Source organism: Pseudoalteromonas sp. Of7M-16, from assembly GCF_022347805.1.
GTDB classification, from domain to species: domain Bacteria; phylum Pseudomonadota; class Gammaproteobacteria; order Enterobacterales; family Alteromonadaceae; genus Pseudoalteromonas; species Pseudoalteromonas luteoviolacea_F.
In genome coordinates this window covers 103,807-122,957 of sequence record NZ_JAKRFY010000001.1, presented here as the reverse complement: position 1 = coordinate 122,957, position 19,151 = coordinate 103,807, and the positions used below count along the sequence as shown (strand labels likewise).

Annotated in this window: 16 protein-coding genes; 9 read left to right on the top strand and 7 right to left on the bottom strand. The window is 44.4% G+C overall.

Annotation, left to right across the window (positions count from 1 at the left end; translation table 11 throughout):
- Positions 1-73: 73 nt before the first annotated feature.
- The 5 genes from MHN81_RS00550 to MHN81_RS00530 all read right to left on the bottom strand — a co-directional run bounded on the left by MHN81_RS00550 (position 74) and on the right by MHN81_RS00530 (position 4,064).
- Positions 74-904: a GNAT family N-acetyltransferase gene (locus tag MHN81_RS00550; protein WP_239424777.1), complete on the bottom strand. Its 831-nt coding sequence runs from the start codon at positions 902-904 to the stop codon at positions 74-76.
- Between the two features lie 488 nt (positions 905-1,392).
- Entirely contained in the window at positions 1,393-2,535 is a 1,143-nt protein-coding gene (locus tag MHN81_RS00545) for a fibrinogen-like YCDxxxxGGGW domain-containing protein (RefSeq protein ID WP_239424776.1), read from the bottom strand.
- Positions 2,536-2,882: 347 nt separating this feature from the next.
- Positions 2,883-3,038, bottom strand: a complete 156-nt coding sequence (locus MHN81_RS00540) for a hypothetical protein (protein ID WP_023399831.1) — start codon at positions 3,036-3,038, stop codon at positions 2,883-2,885.
- An 18-nt stretch (positions 3,039-3,056) separates the two neighbouring features.
- Positions 3,057-3,227: a hypothetical protein gene (locus tag MHN81_RS00535; protein WP_023399832.1), complete on the bottom strand. Its 171-nt coding sequence runs from the start codon at positions 3,225-3,227 to the stop codon at positions 3,057-3,059.
- 420 nt (positions 3,228-3,647) lie between these two features.
- Positions 3,648-4,064, bottom strand: a complete 417-nt coding sequence (locus MHN81_RS00530) for a 4-oxalocrotonate tautomerase (protein ID WP_239424775.1) — start codon at positions 4,062-4,064, stop codon at positions 3,648-3,650.
- Positions 4,065-4,218: 154 nt separating this feature from the next.
- On the opposite strand from MHN81_RS00530, the gene MHN81_RS00525 reads away from it, so the two are divergent.
- The 7 genes from MHN81_RS00525 to MHN81_RS00495 all read left to right on the top strand — a co-directional run bounded on the left by MHN81_RS00525 (position 4,219) and on the right by MHN81_RS00495 (position 12,819).
- Entirely contained in the window at positions 4,219-4,773 is a 555-nt protein-coding gene (locus MHN81_RS00525) for a TetR/AcrR family transcriptional regulator (RefSeq protein WP_239424774.1), read from the top strand.
- 323 nt (positions 4,774-5,096) lie between these two features.
- Positions 5,097-7,934, top strand: a complete 2,838-nt coding sequence (locus MHN81_RS00520) for a TonB-dependent receptor (protein ID WP_023399835.1) — start codon at positions 5,097-5,099, stop codon at positions 7,932-7,934.
- 61 nt (positions 7,935-7,995) lie between these two features.
- Positions 7,996-9,378: a DUF5690 family protein gene (locus tag MHN81_RS00515; RefSeq protein WP_239424773.1), complete on the top strand. Its 1,383-nt coding sequence runs from the start codon at positions 7,996-7,998 to the stop codon at positions 9,376-9,378.
- On the top strand, positions 9,375-10,181 hold the full coding sequence (gene phnX, locus MHN81_RS00510; protein WP_023399837.1) for a phosphonoacetaldehyde hydrolase: 807 nt from the start codon (positions 9,375-9,377) through the stop codon (positions 10,179-10,181). Before MHN81_RS00515 ends, phnX begins: the two co-directional genes overlap by 4 nt.
- Positions 10,178-11,572: an FAD-dependent oxidoreductase gene (locus MHN81_RS00505; protein ID WP_239424772.1), complete on the top strand. Its 1,395-nt coding sequence runs from the start codon at positions 10,178-10,180 to the stop codon at positions 11,570-11,572. Before phnX ends, MHN81_RS00505 begins: the two co-directional genes overlap by 4 nt.
- Entirely contained in the window at positions 11,569-12,120 is a 552-nt protein-coding gene (locus MHN81_RS00500) for a phosphohydrolase (RefSeq protein WP_239424771.1), read from the top strand. Before MHN81_RS00505 ends, MHN81_RS00500 begins: the two co-directional genes overlap by 4 nt.
- A 6-nt stretch (positions 12,121-12,126) precedes the next feature.
- Positions 12,127-12,819 (top strand): UTRA domain-containing protein, encoded by a 693-nt coding sequence (locus MHN81_RS00495; RefSeq protein ID WP_239424770.1) that lies wholly within the window; start codon positions 12,127-12,129, stop codon positions 12,817-12,819.
- A gap of 65 nt (positions 12,820-12,884) precedes the next feature.
- Here MHN81_RS00495 and phnW read toward each other — a convergent pair whose 3' ends face one another.
- Both phnW and gorA read right to left on the bottom strand, forming a co-directional pair.
- Positions 12,885-13,973: a 2-aminoethylphosphonate--pyruvate transaminase gene (gene phnW / locus MHN81_RS00490; RefSeq protein WP_239424769.1), complete on the bottom strand. Its 1,089-nt coding sequence runs from the start codon at positions 13,971-13,973 to the stop codon at positions 12,885-12,887.
- A gap of 277 nt (positions 13,974-14,250) precedes the next feature.
- Complete coding sequence (gene gorA, locus MHN81_RS00485; protein ID WP_239424768.1) at positions 14,251-15,609, bottom strand: glutathione-disulfide reductase; 1,359 nt, start codon at positions 15,607-15,609, stop codon at positions 14,251-14,253.
- A 152-nt stretch (positions 15,610-15,761) separates the two neighbouring features.
- Between gorA and prlC the strand changes: the two genes are divergently transcribed.
- A complete protein-coding gene (prlC, locus tag MHN81_RS00480; RefSeq protein WP_239424767.1) occupies positions 15,762-17,807 on the top strand; it encodes an oligopeptidase A in 2,046 nt (681 codons plus the stop codon).
- A 122-nt stretch (positions 17,808-17,929) separates the two neighbouring features.
- A complete protein-coding gene (locus MHN81_RS00475) occupies positions 17,930-19,084 on the top strand; it encodes a response regulator (RefSeq protein ID WP_023399852.1) in 1,155 nt (384 codons plus the stop codon).
- The last annotated feature ends 67 nt before the right edge of the window (positions 19,085-19,151 follow it).

Sequence of the window (19,151 nt, the reverse complement as noted above, 5' to 3'; positions counted from 1 at the left end):
TATTAATTAGACTACAAATTATTTTGCTAGTTTAAAGGTGAAAATAACTATGTAAGCAGTGGACTAAATGCGTTCAATTGGCTGCATTTAGATGTTTTGACCAAATATTCACAGATTGAAATTGGTCTTTGATAACAAGTTGATTTGCTAAGCGCCCACCAAAATTAAAGTCGTGGCGAGCCATCACTTTATTCATGGCGTAATCTCCTGAAAGGCAGTGACAGTGTATTTTTGTAGTGTTTGTGTGGCGCAATTGCATGAGCGCAAAGTCCACGAGTGTTGTGGCCATTCTTTGGTTTTTTACAAAGTTTGCTACAACCAGTTCTTGAATGAAGGCACTGTGTGTCGATTTATCGAGCTTGATGTGCACGACTGCAACTATATTGTTTAAATACTCGATCACAAAGTAGATATGTTTTGCTCTGATATTTGCCACCACAGCGGCTTCATCATGTTGTTTATTCGAATATGCAGCTCTATTGTTGGCGAATAACTTTGCGATGTTTCGAGCATCCGCGCTATGAGCTTGGCGTGCCAAGGAGATATTTTGCTCCTCGTTACCCCAGCTTTCAGTGCTAGCAATCACGTGATCCAATACGTCATCATATACTTCCCCTTGAGGTTCAATTTGACGCTGGTTTTCTAAGAATTTTGCGACGTATATGGCATCTTCTTTGTTATAGAACTTGGGGATTGTCGCTTCTATTTGATAACCATTAGACAATAAAGGCAGAGAGTTGGATTCTTGAACTTTCAGTAGAATCTTAGTTGCGCCGTGTTCACTGGCCGTGTGATCTATGTGGCTAAGTGTTTTGTCACAAATATGTTGGGCGAGTACCTCTAATGCCAACAATTTATGTTGATTGTCATTCGGCAATAGTGGCATTGCTTTGCAAGTGTTCATGTGACCCTCATTGCCTGTTTTAGTAGGTAGAAACTCTTTTAATTAGAGTTCTAATAATTTGTATTGTAACTTTTTAGTGTTCACAATTAAAGATGTATTAAACTTCATTACGTGTGACAGGCTTGAAGGGCCCTATTTTTCTGTATTTTTACTTTTTCAAAGTAATTGATAATTGCGCTTAATATCTCGTTCGTTAATTTATTTACCTTTATAAAACTTACTTTTTATTTTTAGTTGTAATTAATATGGGGCCAATAAAAAGTATACCTGATAAGGGGAGTAGGCTTGAAAACGGCGGCGCATTAGTGTGTTTAATTGTGGAAAAATCATTCTGATGTTCGGGCTACTTTTACTTCCCTAGATTTGCTCTAAGGAAATAAAAGCCCGTTATTTCTTGATTGCAGCTGTAGTTTTATTGAGATAAAACAGAGGTATAAGCAGGTCAGCCTAGAATTAAGGCTGACCATAAAGCAAAGCGAGCGCCCGTTTTATTTTATATAAAAGGCACCCTGTACAGTCGGCGCGCTGGTAGAGCCCGCATCAATGGCATGCAGTGCAGGAAAGCGCTCACTTTCAAATGTGATCCCGTTGCCACACTGGGTTACTTGATCACTTTTGCCAACATAAGTGAGGTTCGTGGTCCAAGTTGTCAAACGTGTCGGGTATTGAACTAGACCGTCAATTGAATAATTATGCCAATTTGATTGCGCGATATCTCGACAGGCAAATTTGTCGCCAACTTTTACTGTGGCAAATGGGTCACCGCCATCCACTCTTTTGATCACTGTATCGTCAAAGGTGCTTTTCGCTCTAAACAGGACGTCGCTTCGTCCATCTACGAGCGCAATAATGGCATTGTGGTTTAACTTGGCACTTTGGGTTAGTCCTGCATGTGACATGCCTTCAAGATTACAGGCGTTAAAATCTGGATAGCTACATTGACCGCCAATACCTGAATACTTTGAGATCAAGGTCCAACCGCCACCTTCTGTGGCCATATCACAGTACACATCAAAGTGTGCTTCACCGTCAGTGCCATCTGGATCTATGGTATAGGTGCCACTTTTGCTTGACGGTTTATTTTGTTTTATCTCTAAACACGATTTTGGATACTGGCCGTTTTCTTCTCTGGTACTGACAAACTCTAAAGCAATCCAGCTTTCGCCCGGATTTGAGAGTGCTTCATTGAGGTTGTCTGATGACGCAGTGTGGATAAGCTCAATGTAATCGCCGGCATTTAACTCAAGTAAAAAATTACCTTGGTTGGTGGCGTTTTCAGCGTAGTTTTCAATTCGTGCGTACTCGTAAGAGGTGGCGGAGATATCTGTACCATTGGTCAGTATGTAAGTTTTAACTTGGCGTCTTGCAGATGCGCCCACACCTGACGTGCGCCAACTGAGCGAATAATTGACACGATAAATCCCGGCGTCTTCTACAAAAAACTTACTCCCTTGCTGGGTAATTTTGACGGAGCCAATATCTGTATGGTTAAACACATAAGGGGTCGCAGATGGCGTGTTGATATTGGTATTACCTTGATTGTCGATGAATTGTGCAATATTGGTGGCAGCGTAACTGCTGTAGGAAACGAAAGTGCAGGTGAGCGCGGCAACAAGCGATTTTACATTCATAGTGTGTCCTTTGAGATTTATGGGATTATGTAATTTTTTATGGAGGATACAGAAATACTTCGTAATACAGTATCAGTAGATGGTTGGATATTCGAGATAGCAACGGATTTTATGAAAAAGATAATAACATTAAATAGTTAGGTTTGCTTATAAAGGCCATAATAACGCGATTGCGAGCAACGTTTGTTATGAAGTGCTTGCGGGGTTTAGGCCAAAATCTGTATGTGTCTTTACTGAAATAAACAGTGATAGCTTTAAATCAAAAGTGAGGCTTTGACATGCTTAATACGAGACAAGAATTGTCGATAGGTCGATAACCTATTTCAGCTTGGTTATCGACCATGTTTTTAGCGTGTGCGGCACACACTTAACACAGTACAAAAGTGTGTGTAGGCCGAATCTCTTGGTTTTCCGCCTGCTACTTCTGGGGTAAATTCTGCAGGTAAAAACTGGGCATCATTAGTAAGGCGTTTTAGATCTTTTTTGATTAATTGAATTTTCATTTTCATTTCCTTGTTTCATTAATGGCAGTAAAAAGTCACCCAAGTATGGGTGTTGCATTGACCTTTAGTATCACAAAAGTGGCTTGCTGGCGGCAGAGCACCACCGATCTGCGGTGTTACTTTGTCAGAAATAACCACATCGTTTTTCGTCAGATCTTTGAGTTTGTTTTTCTTAATTGTGAGTTTCATTGTAGAACTTTCCTTATTTTATGTTTCACTGTGAAAAATTGAACCATGTGCGGTTTTGTTATGGCTCTGTATGAAATTTGTACCCGATGATTTTAAATTAGTCAAATGTCAACTTGGAGGAAAAATACCAGTGACATTATGTCAAGGTGGTTAATTGCCAATATAGGTATGACATTCAAGGTTTATCTGGGGCTCTGACTCAAAGTTAAATATCGCAAAGCTATTGTCAGAGCCCGCTTTTAAGTTCATTTATTTCGCTCATCTGCACAACTTCAAATAGCGCGAACCTGCAACATTATGAACATTGCGAATTGTGGTGGACTTCTTTAAACCTAGCATCCATTCGAGTGCATATAATTTGGCTGTTAAGGCGCTAATCTATCTATTTACATCAAACTGATAGACACAGTATTAGGCCAATCAACCTAGGGCTAATGCTTGTCCTATTTGCTCGTTGGTCATCGCGGTGCCATTGAAGTTCCATGAACCATCCACGGCATGTACGACATTGATGTAGATGTTTTCTTTGGGCTGCCTATACCCAGAAAGTTGATGAATGATCTCGGTTACTTCTTTGCCAAAGCCGATTTGAACTGCCCGTTCGGTGAATGCAAATGAGGGCACTTTCCACTCGACCCATACGCCTAAAAACTCTTCTGCACCTGAAAACGTTGAGTTTTTCGGCAGTGTTTGCACAATGGCCGTGATATTGGGCTTCATCACTTTGTTATCCGTGAGTTCATGCCATTTCAGCATTGAATCTGTAATTTTGGCAACAGCCAGTTTGAGTGTTCCTTCAGGCAAAGCGCCTTCTGTGAGTGTCAGTGTAAGTGGCATATATTTTCTCCAATTGATTAGGGTTAGTTTAAAATATAGTGATCACTATATAAACCATAATATAGCGATCGCTATATTGTCAAACGATTTTATAGTGACCGTTATATTTCAATTGATATAATGATGATTACGCTAAGTAGAGGGGAATTACGTGATGAGTAAAAAAGAGCAAACGCACCAGCGTATTTTGGAGTCAATGCATAAAACTTTTCGCCAATATGGCTACGATGGTGCGGGTGTCAACGGGCTTGCAAGCGGTGCAGGTGTCACGTCTGGTGCTTTTTATGCACACTTTGGTTCTAAGCCCAAAGCATTTCGCGAAGTGGTCACTGGTGGGGTTCGTCAAACAGAGCTGGCAATTCAACACTTTCAAGATATACACGCACAGCAGTGGCTTGATGAGTTTGTAGCATTTTATTTAGGGGAAAAAAGATGCAGTGAGCTGAGTGACAGCTGCGCACTGCAAAGCCTGACCCCTGAGGTGGTACGTTCTGGTGAAGAAACACGGGAAGTGTTTCAAAATGAATTAACAAAAGTTGTGGAGACCTTTAATCAAGGTAAAGATATGCTGGATGGTGATAATGACACGAATGCTTGGGCAACACTTGCCATGTTGATAGGTGGCGTGACTTTGGCTAGAGCCGTAAAGGACCCAGCGCTTGCAGATGAAATCGCCGATGCAGTTCAACAAGCAGTTAAAAAAGTATAATTAAACTCGCTGCTTGTTAGTTGAGTGCGTCGATCACGCACTCAAAATATTAGTCTCAATGAGTGAATAGCTCTTTACAAAGTCGCCGTAGGCCGCTGTTTAATCCCATATGGACAATAGATAACATGTCAATTCAGTACAGACTCCGATGATATTTTTAATCCTCTCCTGCAAATAAACATACCCAAATTAGCTTGGGTAATATGTCCCGATTAATCACAGTTTAAAAAATGCGACATATTAATGTCACACATGCCCCATACACTGTTCCTAAAAATCTGGTCTAGACCAATAAATATTAAACTCACTTTCTCGGGGTAAACATGAACAAACTAACATCTATTGCGGCGGGTGTATTGGCGATGAGCAGTTTTTCTGCGCTAGCTGATGGTTCGATAACAGGTTTAGTGACTGATGCGTCAGGCATTTTATCAGGAGCAAAAATTTCAGTTGTCGGCACAAAATCAAAAACGTCGACAGATCATCAAGGGCAATTTAACTTATCTCGTTTGCCTGCTGGTAAGCACACATTGCGTGTTGAGTATTTAGGTTATCCGTCATCTGATTTTGATATTACAGTCGTTGATGGCGAAATGTTGGATTTAGGTAGTTTAAGTTTAAATATCAATGAAGCCACCATGGAGGAAGTGGTGGCAGTTGGTCACATGCGTCGCGGTGCCATGATGGCAACTAACATGCAAAAAGAGTCGGACAACATTAAAAATGTGATGTCTGCTGATGGCATCGGAAAACTGCCAGACCGTAATGCCGCCGAAGCTGTTCAGCGTATGCCGGGTGTGTCGATTGAGCGCGACCAAGGCGAAGGGCGTTTTGTTGCGATACGCGGCCTACCTTCTCAGTGGAATTCGACCTCAATGAACGGCGACCGCCTGCCTACCGCAGAAGAAGAAACCACAAGTCGTGCTGTGGCTTTTGATTTTTTCCCTACTGATATGATTGAGTTGGTTGAGGTCTCAAAAGCGATCACGCCCGATATGGAAGGGGACGCAATTGGCGGTAACATCAACTTCGTTACGCGCCGTGCACCAGATGAGCGCATGTTATCGGTGAACGTGGGAGTTGGTGGTGCTGAAAAAGCAGAAGGGGGCAGTTATTCATTTAACATGCTATATGGCGACCGCTCTGAGGACGATAAATTTGGCTTTTTGATCAACGCCACGGCGTGGGAGCGTGATTGGGCAACCGATAATTATGAACCTCGCAGAGCAATCGATGATGACGGCATTGCAGGTGTGCATCGTCTAGAGCTGCGCGACTACACTGGAACACGTAAAACCTACGGTTTAAATATGTCGGGTGAGTATCTACTGGACAATGGCTTAGTGTATGCGTCGGCCATGTATGGCACCTTGTCAGATGAAGAAACTCACTACAAACACCGTGTTCGCTATAACAAAAACCGCGTAGAGCTTCAGCATATATACGATGAATTGATCACCGAAATGAAAGGATTTGAGCTTGGTGGTGAATACGATATTGATTTCAACACCCGAGTAGAGTGGAAGTTAAGCACCTATGACAATCAGTTTGAATATGGCGATATTCCAAATGGTGAAGACAATGCTTACTACGTCGTAAAGTTTAAGCAAGGTGTTGAATTTGATAATCAAGTTGGTGTGCGAAATGGCCAAGATGTAGGAAGCAATTTAGTATACAACACCATTGATGGCGGTACTGATCCCGCCCGTGGTATTGGCATGCACTTGCCGAGTGACTGGGTGATGGATCCTGACAAAGCCGTGTTAGCGGATGTTGAACTGTACGGTATTGATATTCAAGAAAGGGATAAGATCGTTGCTCAACTAGATCTTATTCACACATATTCAGATCAACTTGAGCTAAAAACCGGTTTTAAATACCGTGATAAAGAGCGTAACGCCAATTTTTACGACAAGTTTTATGGCTGGAATGAAGAGCAGTTTGGTCCCACTCCGACACTCTCTCAAGTGGCCAAAGACTTAGGTGTGAGCTTGGTTGACCAGCCAGGTCGCGGTGAATTTCTCGATAACTTTTCCCATGATTATCAAAAGCACTTTTCACAAGTGATCCCAGTAAACGATTTAAAGCGCTGGTGGGGTGATAATAAACACAAGTTGAATTTCTTAGATGGTGACTCTGAGGTCGTGGCAAATGGTGGCGGTTTGAGTCGGAACTTTGACTTAGAAGAAAGCCATTTATCCTTATATGGTATGTCGACTTATAAGCCGTCTGAATACTGGACTGTTGTAGGCGGTGTGCGCGCGACACAAACCAAAACCGATGTATATGGTTATGTCGCGGTGGAGAATGATCAAGGTACTAGCGTGGAACCTGAACAAGGTGGCAAAGATTATTGGTCTGTGTTGCCATCGGTTCACGTTACCTACCATCAAGATGATATGACTAATGTGCGATTCGCATTAACGCGTACCTTTGCACGCCCTGACTTTGGTCAATTATCACCCGGCGCAACCTACTTGGAAATGGAAAACCAGTTACGCGCAGGTAATCCTGAGTTAGACCCAACCTATTCAAATAATGTCGACTTGATGTACGAGCACTACTTTGATGATGCCGGGGTAATTGCTGTTGGTTACTTCTACAAACAGATCATTGACCCGGTTTTTTCTCAGAGTTATCAAGGCAGTTACCGCGGTAACTCGGTAACGGTAAAAAGCCCGTTAAATGGTGATGATGCTTGGCTACATGGTGTTGAGTTTACCGCCAACTCAAGCTTGGCATTTATCAATGAGTCACTCGATGACTTTGGTATGAGCTTTAACTTTACTTTGATGGACTCTGAGATGGAGATCCCAAATCGCAGCGACAAAGTGAAGATCTCTCGTCAGGCCGATGAGTTATACAACGTTGCGCTGTATTACGATGATGGTAACTTTGCCGCTCGTATCGCAGTAAACCACAAAGGTGAGTACATCGAAGATCACGGTAGCAATACCATGTTAGATACTTATTATGGTGACTATACCAGTGTGGATGCCACCGCTTCTTACTACATCAATGACAATGCCATGATCTACATTGAGCTCAATAATCTCACCGATGAGCCACTGCAATACTTCACTGGCTCAGAACGTCGTCCAAACCAAATTGAATACTACGGGATCCGTGGTCAAGTTGGCTTCAAATACGACTTCTTTTAATCGCGCTGTCAACTGGGAAGGCTAACCTTCCCAGCTTCTCTCAATATTAGGTAAGTGATCAATGTCTCTAATCAGTAACTTTCTTCAGCGCAGTAACACGGTTGTGTTTGTAATTTATGCTTCGTCAGCGGCATTTATGACTTACTTTTGCATGTATGCGTTTCGCAAACCTTTTTCAGTGGGCAAGTTTGAGCAAGTTGATGCTTTTATGGGGGTACTCGATTTCAAAATTGCCTTGGTACTTGCGCAAGTTTTTGGCTATTTATTGTCAAAATTCATTGGTATCAAAGTCGTGTCTGAACTTACAGCCAATCGCAGAGCGGCGGCCCTGTTGTCGCTGGTGTTAGTGGCGCAATTCGCCTTGGTACTGTTTGCCTTGGTCCCTGAGCCTTTTAAACCGCTGATGATGTTTTTAAACGGTGTTCCGCTGGGCATGATTTGGGGCATAGTTTTTAGCTTTCTGGAAGGCAGAAAAACTTCTGAGATCCTCGGGGCTTTTTTAAGTGTCACGTTTATAGTTGCCTCTGGCTTAGTGCGTACCGTCGGGCAGTGGCTGATCCTAGAACTCAATGTCACTGAATATTGGATGCCAGCAGCCACAGGTGCAATTTTCACTGTGCCACTGTTTTTGTCTGTGTATTTTTTGGCGCAAACACCGCCCCCGTCAACGAGTGATAAAGCAGCACGTCAAGCGCGGGCGCCGATGAATGGAGAGCAGCGGTTGGCATTTTTTTTACGTTATGCCCCCGGCATATTGCTCCTTATCACCAGCTTTTTACTGTTTACCGGCCTGCGAGATTTTCGCGATAACTTTTCAGCGGAGATATGGCAGGCCTTGGGACACGGTGAAGAGCCAGCGATATTTGCCTATGCTGGGATTCGTATTGCCGGGGTTGTGTTGTTGGTATTGGCTGCCATGGTAATGATTAAAAACAATACCAACGCCTTTTTAAGTAACCACGGCTTTATCTTATTGGGCTGTGTACTTTTAGGTGGCACAACCTACGCCTTTGAACAACAGTGGATCGATGGCAAAACTTGGATGGTGTGGTTAGGCGCTGGGCTATATATAGCTTACATACCTTACAACTGCTTTTTATTTGACCGCATGATCTCCGCGGTTGGCTCTACTGCCAATGCGGGTTTTTTAATTTATCTCGCTGACTCCGCAGGTTACCTAGGTAGCGTCAGTATGCTGCTATACAGAACGTTTGCATCGCCGGATATCAGCTGGCTCGAATTCTTTATCCACCTTTGTTACTTGGTCGCAATCTTAGGGGGCGCGCTGGTGATGGCGTCAATGGGATATTTCAGTATTCGATTACTGCGAAACAAGCCCTCATCACAAACACCGCGCCCAGAAGATAACACGAGACCTTTGGCTTCAAAACCCAAAGAACTATCAGCTAATACTCGCCAACTTATTTATAAGGAAAACACATGAATCACATTGAAGCCGTTATTTTAGATTGGGCTGGCACAGTCGTCGACTATGGCTCTGTTGCCCCGACAACCATTTTTGTTGAAGCGTTTAAACAGGCCTATGATTTTGATATTTCCCTTGCCGAGGCGCGTGTGCCGATGGGAATGGGCAAGTGGGATCACATCAAAACACTGGGTCAATTGCCATCAGTAGACAAGCGTTGGCAAGCTAAGTTTGGTCAAGCAATGACAGACGACATTGTCGATGAAATTTATCAAACGTTTATGCCGCTGCAAAAAGCCAAAGTTGCACAACACGCAACACCTATCAACGGAGCGTTAGACACCATCAGTTGGTTAAAGGCGCAGCAAATAAAAGTGGGATCTTGCTCAGGTTACCCACGGGAAGTGATGGAAATCTTAGTGCCAGAAGCAGCCAAACAAGGGTATACGCCGGATTACTGGGTGGCCAGTGATGACACCATAGGTTCAAGACCAGGCCCTTGGATGGCATTGGAGAACGTACAAAAGTTAGGGATCAATGACGTTGCAAACTGCATTAAGTTTGATGATTCAGCGCCAGGTATTACAGAGGGGCTGCGTGCAGGCATGTGGACAGTGGGCCTTGCAGTAACTGGCAATGCAATTGGTTTGACCGAGGCTGAGTGGCGAGATTTGTCTGCACAGGAACAGAGCCTGTTAAGAGAAAAAGCATACAGTGAGCTGTTTCAAGCGGGTGCCCACTTTGTTGTTGATTCACTGGCTGATGCAATTCCTGTGATCCAACAAATTATGGCAAAAAGAGCGAGATACTTACGTCCATGAGTCACACGCAACCTTTTTGGTTTAAGCAGGCATTAACACAGACTGATGATCAAGCAATGCCGCCATTAACCGCCAATATCAATACCGATGTGTGCATTGTTGGCGGCGGTTATACAGGCCTTTGGACTGCCATCAAGATAAAGCAGCAGTCGCCCAATACCGATGTCACTGTGCTAGAAAAGGGACGTTGTGGGCAAGGCGCATCAGGGCGCAATGGTGGCTGTATGTTAACCTTTGCGACAAAACTCAATACCTTGATCAGATTGTTTGGTGTCAGTGAAGCCGTACAGCTTGTTCAAGCATCAGAGCAAGCGGTATTTGCAATTCAGCACTTTTGCGAGCACCACAAAATAGATGCCGATGTGCGTGTTGACGGTGCAATTTATACTGCGACAAATGATGCGCAAGTGCGCAACTTGTACCAACCACTTTCCTTGTTAGCGCAGTACGGCATTAATCGCTGGGCGCAGTTAACATCCAATGAAGCCGTTGAACTCTCTGGTAGCGCTCAGACTCTGGCTGCAATATCGACTGACGCGGCTGGAAGTTTACATCCGGGGAAGTTAGTACTCGGACTGAAAAAAGTGGCTTTGGCTTTGGGTGTAAATATTTACGAAAATACTCCCATGGAGCGCTTGCATGAAATCGTTAGCCCGAGGGTGGAAAGCAAACAGGGCAGTGTGAAAGCCAAAAAAGTCGTCATGGCGATCAACGGCTGGATGGGACAGATGTTTCCGCGCTTTAATCGTCACTATGTGTTGGTGTCTTCGGATATGGTGATCACAAAGCCACAACACGAGGCGTTGGCGGACATAGGTTTATCCCATGGAAAAGCAGTCGCGGACTCGCGAATATTTGTTCACTACTACAGAACCAGCGTTGATGGCAGGTTGATGTTGGGTAAGGGTGGCAATTTGTTTGCCTATTCAAACAAAATGCTACCTGCATTTGAGCAAAAAAGTGCGTTTGAACCTATGCTGCGCAATAGCTTTCGACGTTTATTTCCTGCATTAGATGCTGGCTTTGAAACCAGTTGGACGGGGGCTTCAGATCGCTCGGCCACGGGCTTACCATTTTTTGGTCGGCTCAATGACAATCCAAATATTTTTTATGGTTTGGGTTATTCGGGTAATGGCGTCGTGCAAAGTTATTTAGGCGGTGAAATATTGTCGTCATTGGTGCTGGGCGAGAGTAATTTTTGGTCTCAGTGTGGTTTGGCAAAAGGCCCTTTGGGGGCGTTTCCGCCTGAACCAATTCGTTATCTTGGCGCTCAATTAGTCAAGCGTTCAGTGCAGCGAAAAGAGCGTTTTGAAGATGCAAACAAAGCGCCGTGGTGGATTGATAGCCAAATGGCAAAGTTGGCAGCCGCGGCAGGAAAAGCAGACAAATGATCGACAGTGCCATTACAGACATCGCACACTTGTTTAAGCAATTTGGTGATAAAACCTACGGCGAAGCGTGCGACCAACGTACGCACGCCATCAGCAGCGCTTGGCATGCGCAACAACAAAATGCGCCGAAAACCATGGTATGTGCTGCTTTTTTACATGATATTGGGCATTTTATTGCAGATAAAAATCAATTGGCGGGGTTAGATCAATGGGGCCATATCGACCACGACATCTTGGCAAGTAATTGGTTACAACAAAAGGGCTTTGCCGCTAGCGTTTATCTACCAATTCGCTATCATATCGAGGCAAAACGGTATGCCGCGCGGCGCAGCGGGACAGACGCATTGTCAAATGCGAGCCGGCAAACTTTGCAACAGCAAGGCGGACCAATGACAGACAGTGAAGCACGTGATTTTGAACAGCTCGCTTGCTTTTCACAGGCGATGGAACTGAGGCGCTACGATGATTTAGGCAAACCTCATCAGGCCATCGAGACGTCACTTTCACCATGGTTAGCGATAACAAAACAAGTGTTAACAGGAAATTAGGGACCTATGCTGCTCTATCAAGAAATTCGGCAATATTTATTTGCACTGATTGCGGAACATTCCGAGCTTAAAAAGCTCCCCTCAGAACGCGAGTTGTTGGAAAAATTTAACTCGACACGCATTACGGTGAGAGAGGCACTCACTCGGCTCGAAGCGGAGGGGATTATCTATCGACAAAATCGCAAGGGCTGGTTTATTTGCCCACCAAGATTAAAGTGGGATCCCGTTAAAAAGGTCAACTTTTATCAATTGGCCCAAGAGCAACACTTTACGCCGTTAACTCAGCTGGTTTCATTTGAAACTACGGCCGCAAGTGAGGTGATCAATGATGCTTTTGAACTGGGCTCACCGGGTGAGTTTCATAAGATATGTCGTGTGCGTTCATTGGATGAGCGGCCTGTGATGGTAGAAGAAATATACTGCCTTGCATCCCAATTTGATGACTTACAACATAAACCACTAGAGGGCTCAATTACCACCATATTTGAGCAAGATTATGGGGTTAATGTGACCCATGAACGCAGTAGCTTGATTGTGACCGCAATACCGGATGACAAAGCTGAGCTCCTCAATGTCAATAAAGGGGCACTGTGTTTGAAGATCATTCGTCAGCGCTTTAATCAACTGGATAAACTAATAGATTATAATTTGGAATACTGGGTGCACAGTACGATAGAAATTGAAGTGGATAGTAAATAACAGTCAGTAAATTTTACCAAACACTAAGATTGAAAGAGGCCGCAACTGCGGCCTTTTTTGATGCGCTACCAATACTTTGCTTGCGCAATAGCCGACAACAATCGGGCAATATCTTCAGGGTATACTTCCCCGATATTGCCAATGCGAAAGCAATCTGCATCGGAGACTTTGCCAGGGTAGATCACAAATCCAAGCGCTTTAAGGGCCTGATAAAAGCGCTTAAAATCATACTCAGGCTCGGTCGGCGAATAAAATGATGTAATGATGGGCGAGTGCATGTCGGTCGGCAGTAAAGCGTTAAAGCCAAGTTCGTGCATGCCGTGGCACAAAAGCTGTTGGTTTTGTGTATAACGGGCTTGTCGAGCTGATACGCCACCTTCCTCTTCCAGTTCCATCAGCGCTTGGGCAAAGGCTCTTACAACGTGGGTTGGAGAAGTAAAACGCCATTTGCCATTGGCATGTTCCATGGTATGCCATTGATCGTATAAATCGAGACTGAGCGACTTTGCATTCCCTTTACAGCGCGTTATCGCAGCTTGTTTAGCAATCACAAAACCAAACCCGGGGACGCCTTGAATACACTTGTTGGCTGAGCTTATTAAAAACTCGATATTGAGCGCAGCTACGTCCATGTCAATCCCGCCAAAGCTCGACATGGCATCGAGAATAAAACGCACCTGATGTTGGTTACACAGCTTAGCAACCTGCTCGAGTGGGTTTAACATGCCTGTGGTGGTTTCGCAGTGCACCATGGCTAAGTGGCTAAACTGATCTTGTACTAAAGTGTCTGCTATCAGCGCTAAGTCAGGTGCTTGAGTTTCTTTAAATGACAATACCTCATGGTTCAACCCGAGAACTTGGCAGATCTCAACCATACGTTTGCCATAAGCGCCGTTATTGATCACCAGTAGTTTGTCATCAGGCAATATCGCACTGCCTAATACAGACTCGACAGATGCTGTACCACTGCCCTGCATCAATACACTAGAGTAATCGTTTGACGGTGTGGCCAAAGCAACTAAGGTCTGGCGAATTTTTTGTACAACATCAAGGTTGTAATCATCATCCCAAGTACACCAATCTTTCAACATGGCTTTTTTTACGGATTCGGATGTAGTCAAAGGGCCCGGCGTTAACAATAAGTAGTGATTCATAGTTCTAACTTGTTTTATTTTGGTCTAGACCAGATTGTAGGGGGAGGAACTCATTTAGACAATATGCCGCAATAACGTTTAATAGAAATGTCATATAGGGACGTAGTGTTGTGAGGGGTTAGTGCTGTGAGGTGATTGCAGAGCGGCGTGAGCTGTGACAGTGAATAATGTTTATATTTACTCGGCTGAATAGCGGTTGATAAAGTGTTTGAAGGGCGTGGTATAGAGTATCAAGCGCGGTACTTGGCGTCCGCGCTCTGTAGTTTGGCTGTGGGAGTTATCTCATAGTAACAAACTCTTCCGAGCCTGTTGGGTGGATAGCCACGACTGAATCAAAGTCGGCTTTGGTAGCGCCCATCTTCATGGCAACGCCAAAGCCTTGGATCATTTCGTCAACGGCAAAGCCGATGCCGTGTAAGCCGATGACCTTTTCTTCTGGTCCTGCGCAAACTAACTTCATGCGACATGGCTGGCGGTGTTGTGTAACCGCTGTATACATAGCTGCAAAGGTGGAGTTATAAACCTTGATGTTCTCTTCACCGTACTGAGCGATTGCTTCAGGCTCAGTGAGTCCAATGGTGCCAATCGGTGGGTGGCTAAATACCACGGTAGGTACTAGGTTGTAGTCCATTTTAGCATTTGGCAATTCTGGGTTGAACAGGCGCTCTGCCAGCATTCGGCCTGCTTTAACCGCTACTGGCGTTAGCTCAATGCCACCTTCCATAATGTCACCCAGCGCATAAATGCCAGACACTGAGGTGTTTTGCCACTCATCGACTTTGACATACCCTTTCTCAGTGGTTTCTACATCAGTAGCATCAAGGTTAATGAGATCTGTCACAGGCTCACGGCCGATTGCCCAAATAACTTGATCAACGGTGTGAGACTCGCCGTTTTCAAGTTGCAGCGTGACTGAACCGTCTGCTTCTTTTACTAATGCTTTTGGTGTGGCATTGGTGTGCAATGTTGCGCCTTCTTTATCCATCACCTCGGTGAGGGTTTCAACAATCATGGGGTCAAAATTACGCAGCGGGGCATGTTTTCGGACAAATAAGTGGGTTTCAGTTCCCAAGCTATGCAACACACCGGCTAATTCAACTGCGATGTAGCCTGCGCCTATGACGGCAACGCGACGAGGTTGTTCATTGAGTTCAAAGAAGCCATTTGAGTCGATGCCGTGCTCTGCGCCCGGAATATTTGGAATGCTTGGACGACCGCCTACTGCGATACAAATATGATCGGCGGTATACTGTTCACCGTTGACTTCTATGGTTTTGTTGTCGATAAACTTGGCGAAGCCGTTGATCACTGTCACGCCATTGCTGGCAAGGTACTTGTTGTAGCCTTGGTGAATACGGCCGATATATGCTTCACGGCTTTCGACCAATTTAGCCCAATCAAAGTTTTTTAGCTCAACGTCAAAGCCATAATCTGGTGCATACAGTTTAATGGCTTCGGCAACTTGTGCGCCATGCCACATTACTTTTTTAGGGACGCAGCCGACATTCACACAGGTGCCACCCATGTGTTTTGCTTCGACAAGGGCGACCTTTGCGCCACGCATTGCCGCTCGGTTTGCTGATGCAATACCACCGCTACCACCGCCAATAGCAATGTAGTCAAAATGTTGAGCCATAATCTTTCCTCTTCTGAATTCGCTGAACTAGTCTTGATATGACAGCTTATATACGTCATAACTTTCAACTAGATTAGTAAGTTTTACTTGTATTTGCGCTATTAGCCCTTATTTCAAGTTTATTCAGGAAATAAAAAATTAAGAGAGACACTATGAGCAACCCATTAATTGGCCTTGAAGGATTACCGCCATTTTCAAAAATAAAGCCTGAGCACGTTGTACCAGCCCTAAAAGCGGCGATTGAGCATTGTCGTGAAACCATAGATAAGGTGCTTGAACAACCACAATGTACTTGGCAAAACTTTGTTCAGCCTCTTGAAGACGCAGACGATAAGTTGTCTAAAATGTGGTCCCCTGTGTCTCACATGCACTCCGTTGTAAATAATGAAGAACTAAGAAAAGCATACGACGAGTGTTTGCCTCTAATCTCTGAGTACTCGACCTATGTCGGTCAGCACCAAGGTTTATACAAAGCTTATCTCTCGCTACAACAAAGCGATGACTTTGCAGACTTGAGCACTGCGCAGCAAAAAACCATTACCAACGCACTGCGTGATTTTAAATTGTCGGGTATTGCACTCGATGATGCAGGTCAAAAACGTTACGGTGAAATTAGCGCGAAGCTTTCAGAGCTAGGCGCTAAATTTGGTAACAACGTGATGGATGCAACTCAAGCATGGCACCTACATGTTACTGACGAGGCAGAGTTAGGTGGTTTACCTGAGTCGGCACTGGCACTTGCCGCGCACACCGCACAAGCCAAAGAGCTAGAAGGCTGGGTATTCACGTTAGATATTCCATCTTATTTACCAATTATGACCTATGCGGATAACCGCTCGCTGAGAGAGCAAATGTATCGCGCATTTGTGACGCGTGCATCTGATCAAGGCCCTAACGCCAATGAATTTGATAACTCTGAGATCATGAGTGAGGCGCTTGCACTGCGTCATGAACTGGCACAACTTCTCGGCTTTGAGAGCTATGCCAATAAATCACTGGCGACTAAAATGGCTGAAACGCCAGCGCAAGTATTTGAGTTTTTGAATGATCTAGCTAAAAAATCTAAACCTCAAGCACAACAAGAAGTGGATGAGCTAAGAGCATTTGCGCAAAAAGAGCATCAAGTTGAGCAATTAGAAGCGTGGGATTATAGCTACTATGGCGAGAAGTTAAAACAAGCTAAGTACGCAATTTCAGATGAGCTACTGCGCCCATACTTCCCTGCGGACCGTGTTTTAAGTGGTTTATTTGAAACCGTCAATCGTCTATTTGGCATCAAAGTTTCAGAAGTAAACGACTTTGATAGCTACCATGAGGACGTACGCTTTTTTGCCATTCATGATAAATCGGGTGAGCTGCGCGGTCACTTTTATTTAGACCTATATGCGCGCGAGCATAAGCGTGGCGGTGCTTGGATGGATGATTGTATGGGGCGTCGCACATTGACTGACGGCACTTTACAAACTCCAGTTGCTTATTTGGTCTGTAATTTCAACAAAGCGGTAGGTGATAAACCTGCATTATTCACCCACAATGAAGTCACCACTTTGTTCCACGAATTTGGTCATGGTATTCACCACATGCTTACGCAAATTGATGCGCCAGCGGTTGCTGGTATTAACGGTGTCGCGTGGGATGCCGTCGAGTTGCCAAGTCAATTCCTCGAAAACTGGTGTTATGAAGAAGAGGCACTGAGCTTTATTTCTGGGCATTACGAAACTGGCGAGCCGCTACCTAAAGAGCTACTAGATAAGTTACTGGCGGCAAAAAATTATCAGTCAGCCATGCAAATGTTAAGACAAATTGAGTTTTCGCTATTTGATTTCCATATCCATGCTGATTACCAGCAGGGGGAAGCATGTCAAATCCAAGCGAGACTGGATCAAGTAAGAGCGCAAATCGCGATCATTAAAGCGCCTGAGTTTAATCGTTTTCAGCACAGCTTTAGCCACATATTTGCTGGTGGATACAGTGCGGGTTACTACTCCTACAAATGGGCTGAAGTGTTGTCAGCGGATGCTTACTCACGTTTTGAAGAAGAAGGGATCTTTAACTCGCAAACGGGCAGAGAGTTTATGGAAAACATCCTCGAAATGGGAGGCTCTGAAGAGCCAATGGTGTTATTCCAACGTTTTAGAGGCCGAGCACCACAGGTCGACGCACTGTTACGCCACAGTGGTATAGGTCAAGCAGCCTAAGCCTTAGCATTTCAGTTAATCACCACAAAGCGCCTGTTTAGGCGCTTTGTTGTTTTTGCACTCGCAAAATAAGCAGTTCCGTCTATGCTTTGGTAAAGACCTGATCTTGTAGGGAAAGCCATATGACAAATTTAGTGCTTGCCATTGACGATGACAAGCTCATTCACCATGTTATCGAGCAGTCACTGTCGCAACACTGCAAATTGATCCACGCTAAAAATGGCGAGCAAGGCTTAAGGTTAGCAATAAAATATCAACCAGATATTATTCTGCTTGATGTGGAAATGCCGGGAATGTCGGGATTTGAAGTGTGCGAACGCTTAAAAACGGGTGAGCACACCGCGGATATCCCTGTCATGTTCTTATCTTCCAAGTCTGATATCAGTGAGCGCATGCGAGGGTACAATGCAGGGGCTGCTGATTATATTGTGAAACCGTTTGAAGGCTCCGAGCTACTTGCGCGGATCAAAGTCCTTGATGATTACCGCCGACAATCCGTGGCGTTAAAGCAAGACATGCAGCGCGCGCAGATCACCGCAGAGATAGCCATGACTGACTCTGGTGATATGGGGCGTATTATGCGGTATGTCGGCCAGTCGTATCACGCTCACGATCTCAATACGTTATCCGAATATTTTTTAGAGTTTTTTACCCCTTTGCATTTAGAGGTAGCGCTGGCGTTTTGGTATCACAATCAAGCGGTGTTTTTCTCGCAAGAGGGGGCTATTCAGCCCATTGAGCAAGAATTATTAGAAACCAATAAAGATGGCAGCCGATTTGTTGATTTTGGCAGGCGTACCATCATCAATTATCCAAAAGTCTCTTTGTTAATTAAAAATATGCCCACTGATGACCCTGCGCTTTATGGCCGATTTAAAGATTTACTGCCACATATTTTAGAGGCGACAAATGCCAAGATTAAAGATATGGAAGTTAGTGAAGTGGCCCTTAATAAAGTAGAGGAGATTGGTCTGGCATTTTCACAGCTCAGCGAGCAGCTCAGTGGGATAGGTGAGGTATACGGCGGCAAAATTACGGAGCTGGAAGCATTTGTAAAAGATGAAGCTGTAAAATCGGCATTGAGCGAAGAGCACCGCAACTCCCTTGAGCATTTATGTGAGCACTTTTTATTTGTGAATGATGAGTTTTCTATTATTCGTTACAAGCTTGGAGAGATCACGCAAGTGCGGCAAGAGTTGATCCAAAGCTTAAATCAAATGGCTAAACCCTGGGGCGAAGATGACGTGCCCGCACAAACTGATATTGAGTTGTTTTAAGTAGATGACAACACAGAGTGTCTCTCGCATTCTTTTTTACTTAATTAAACGATATAATCTGCAGGCT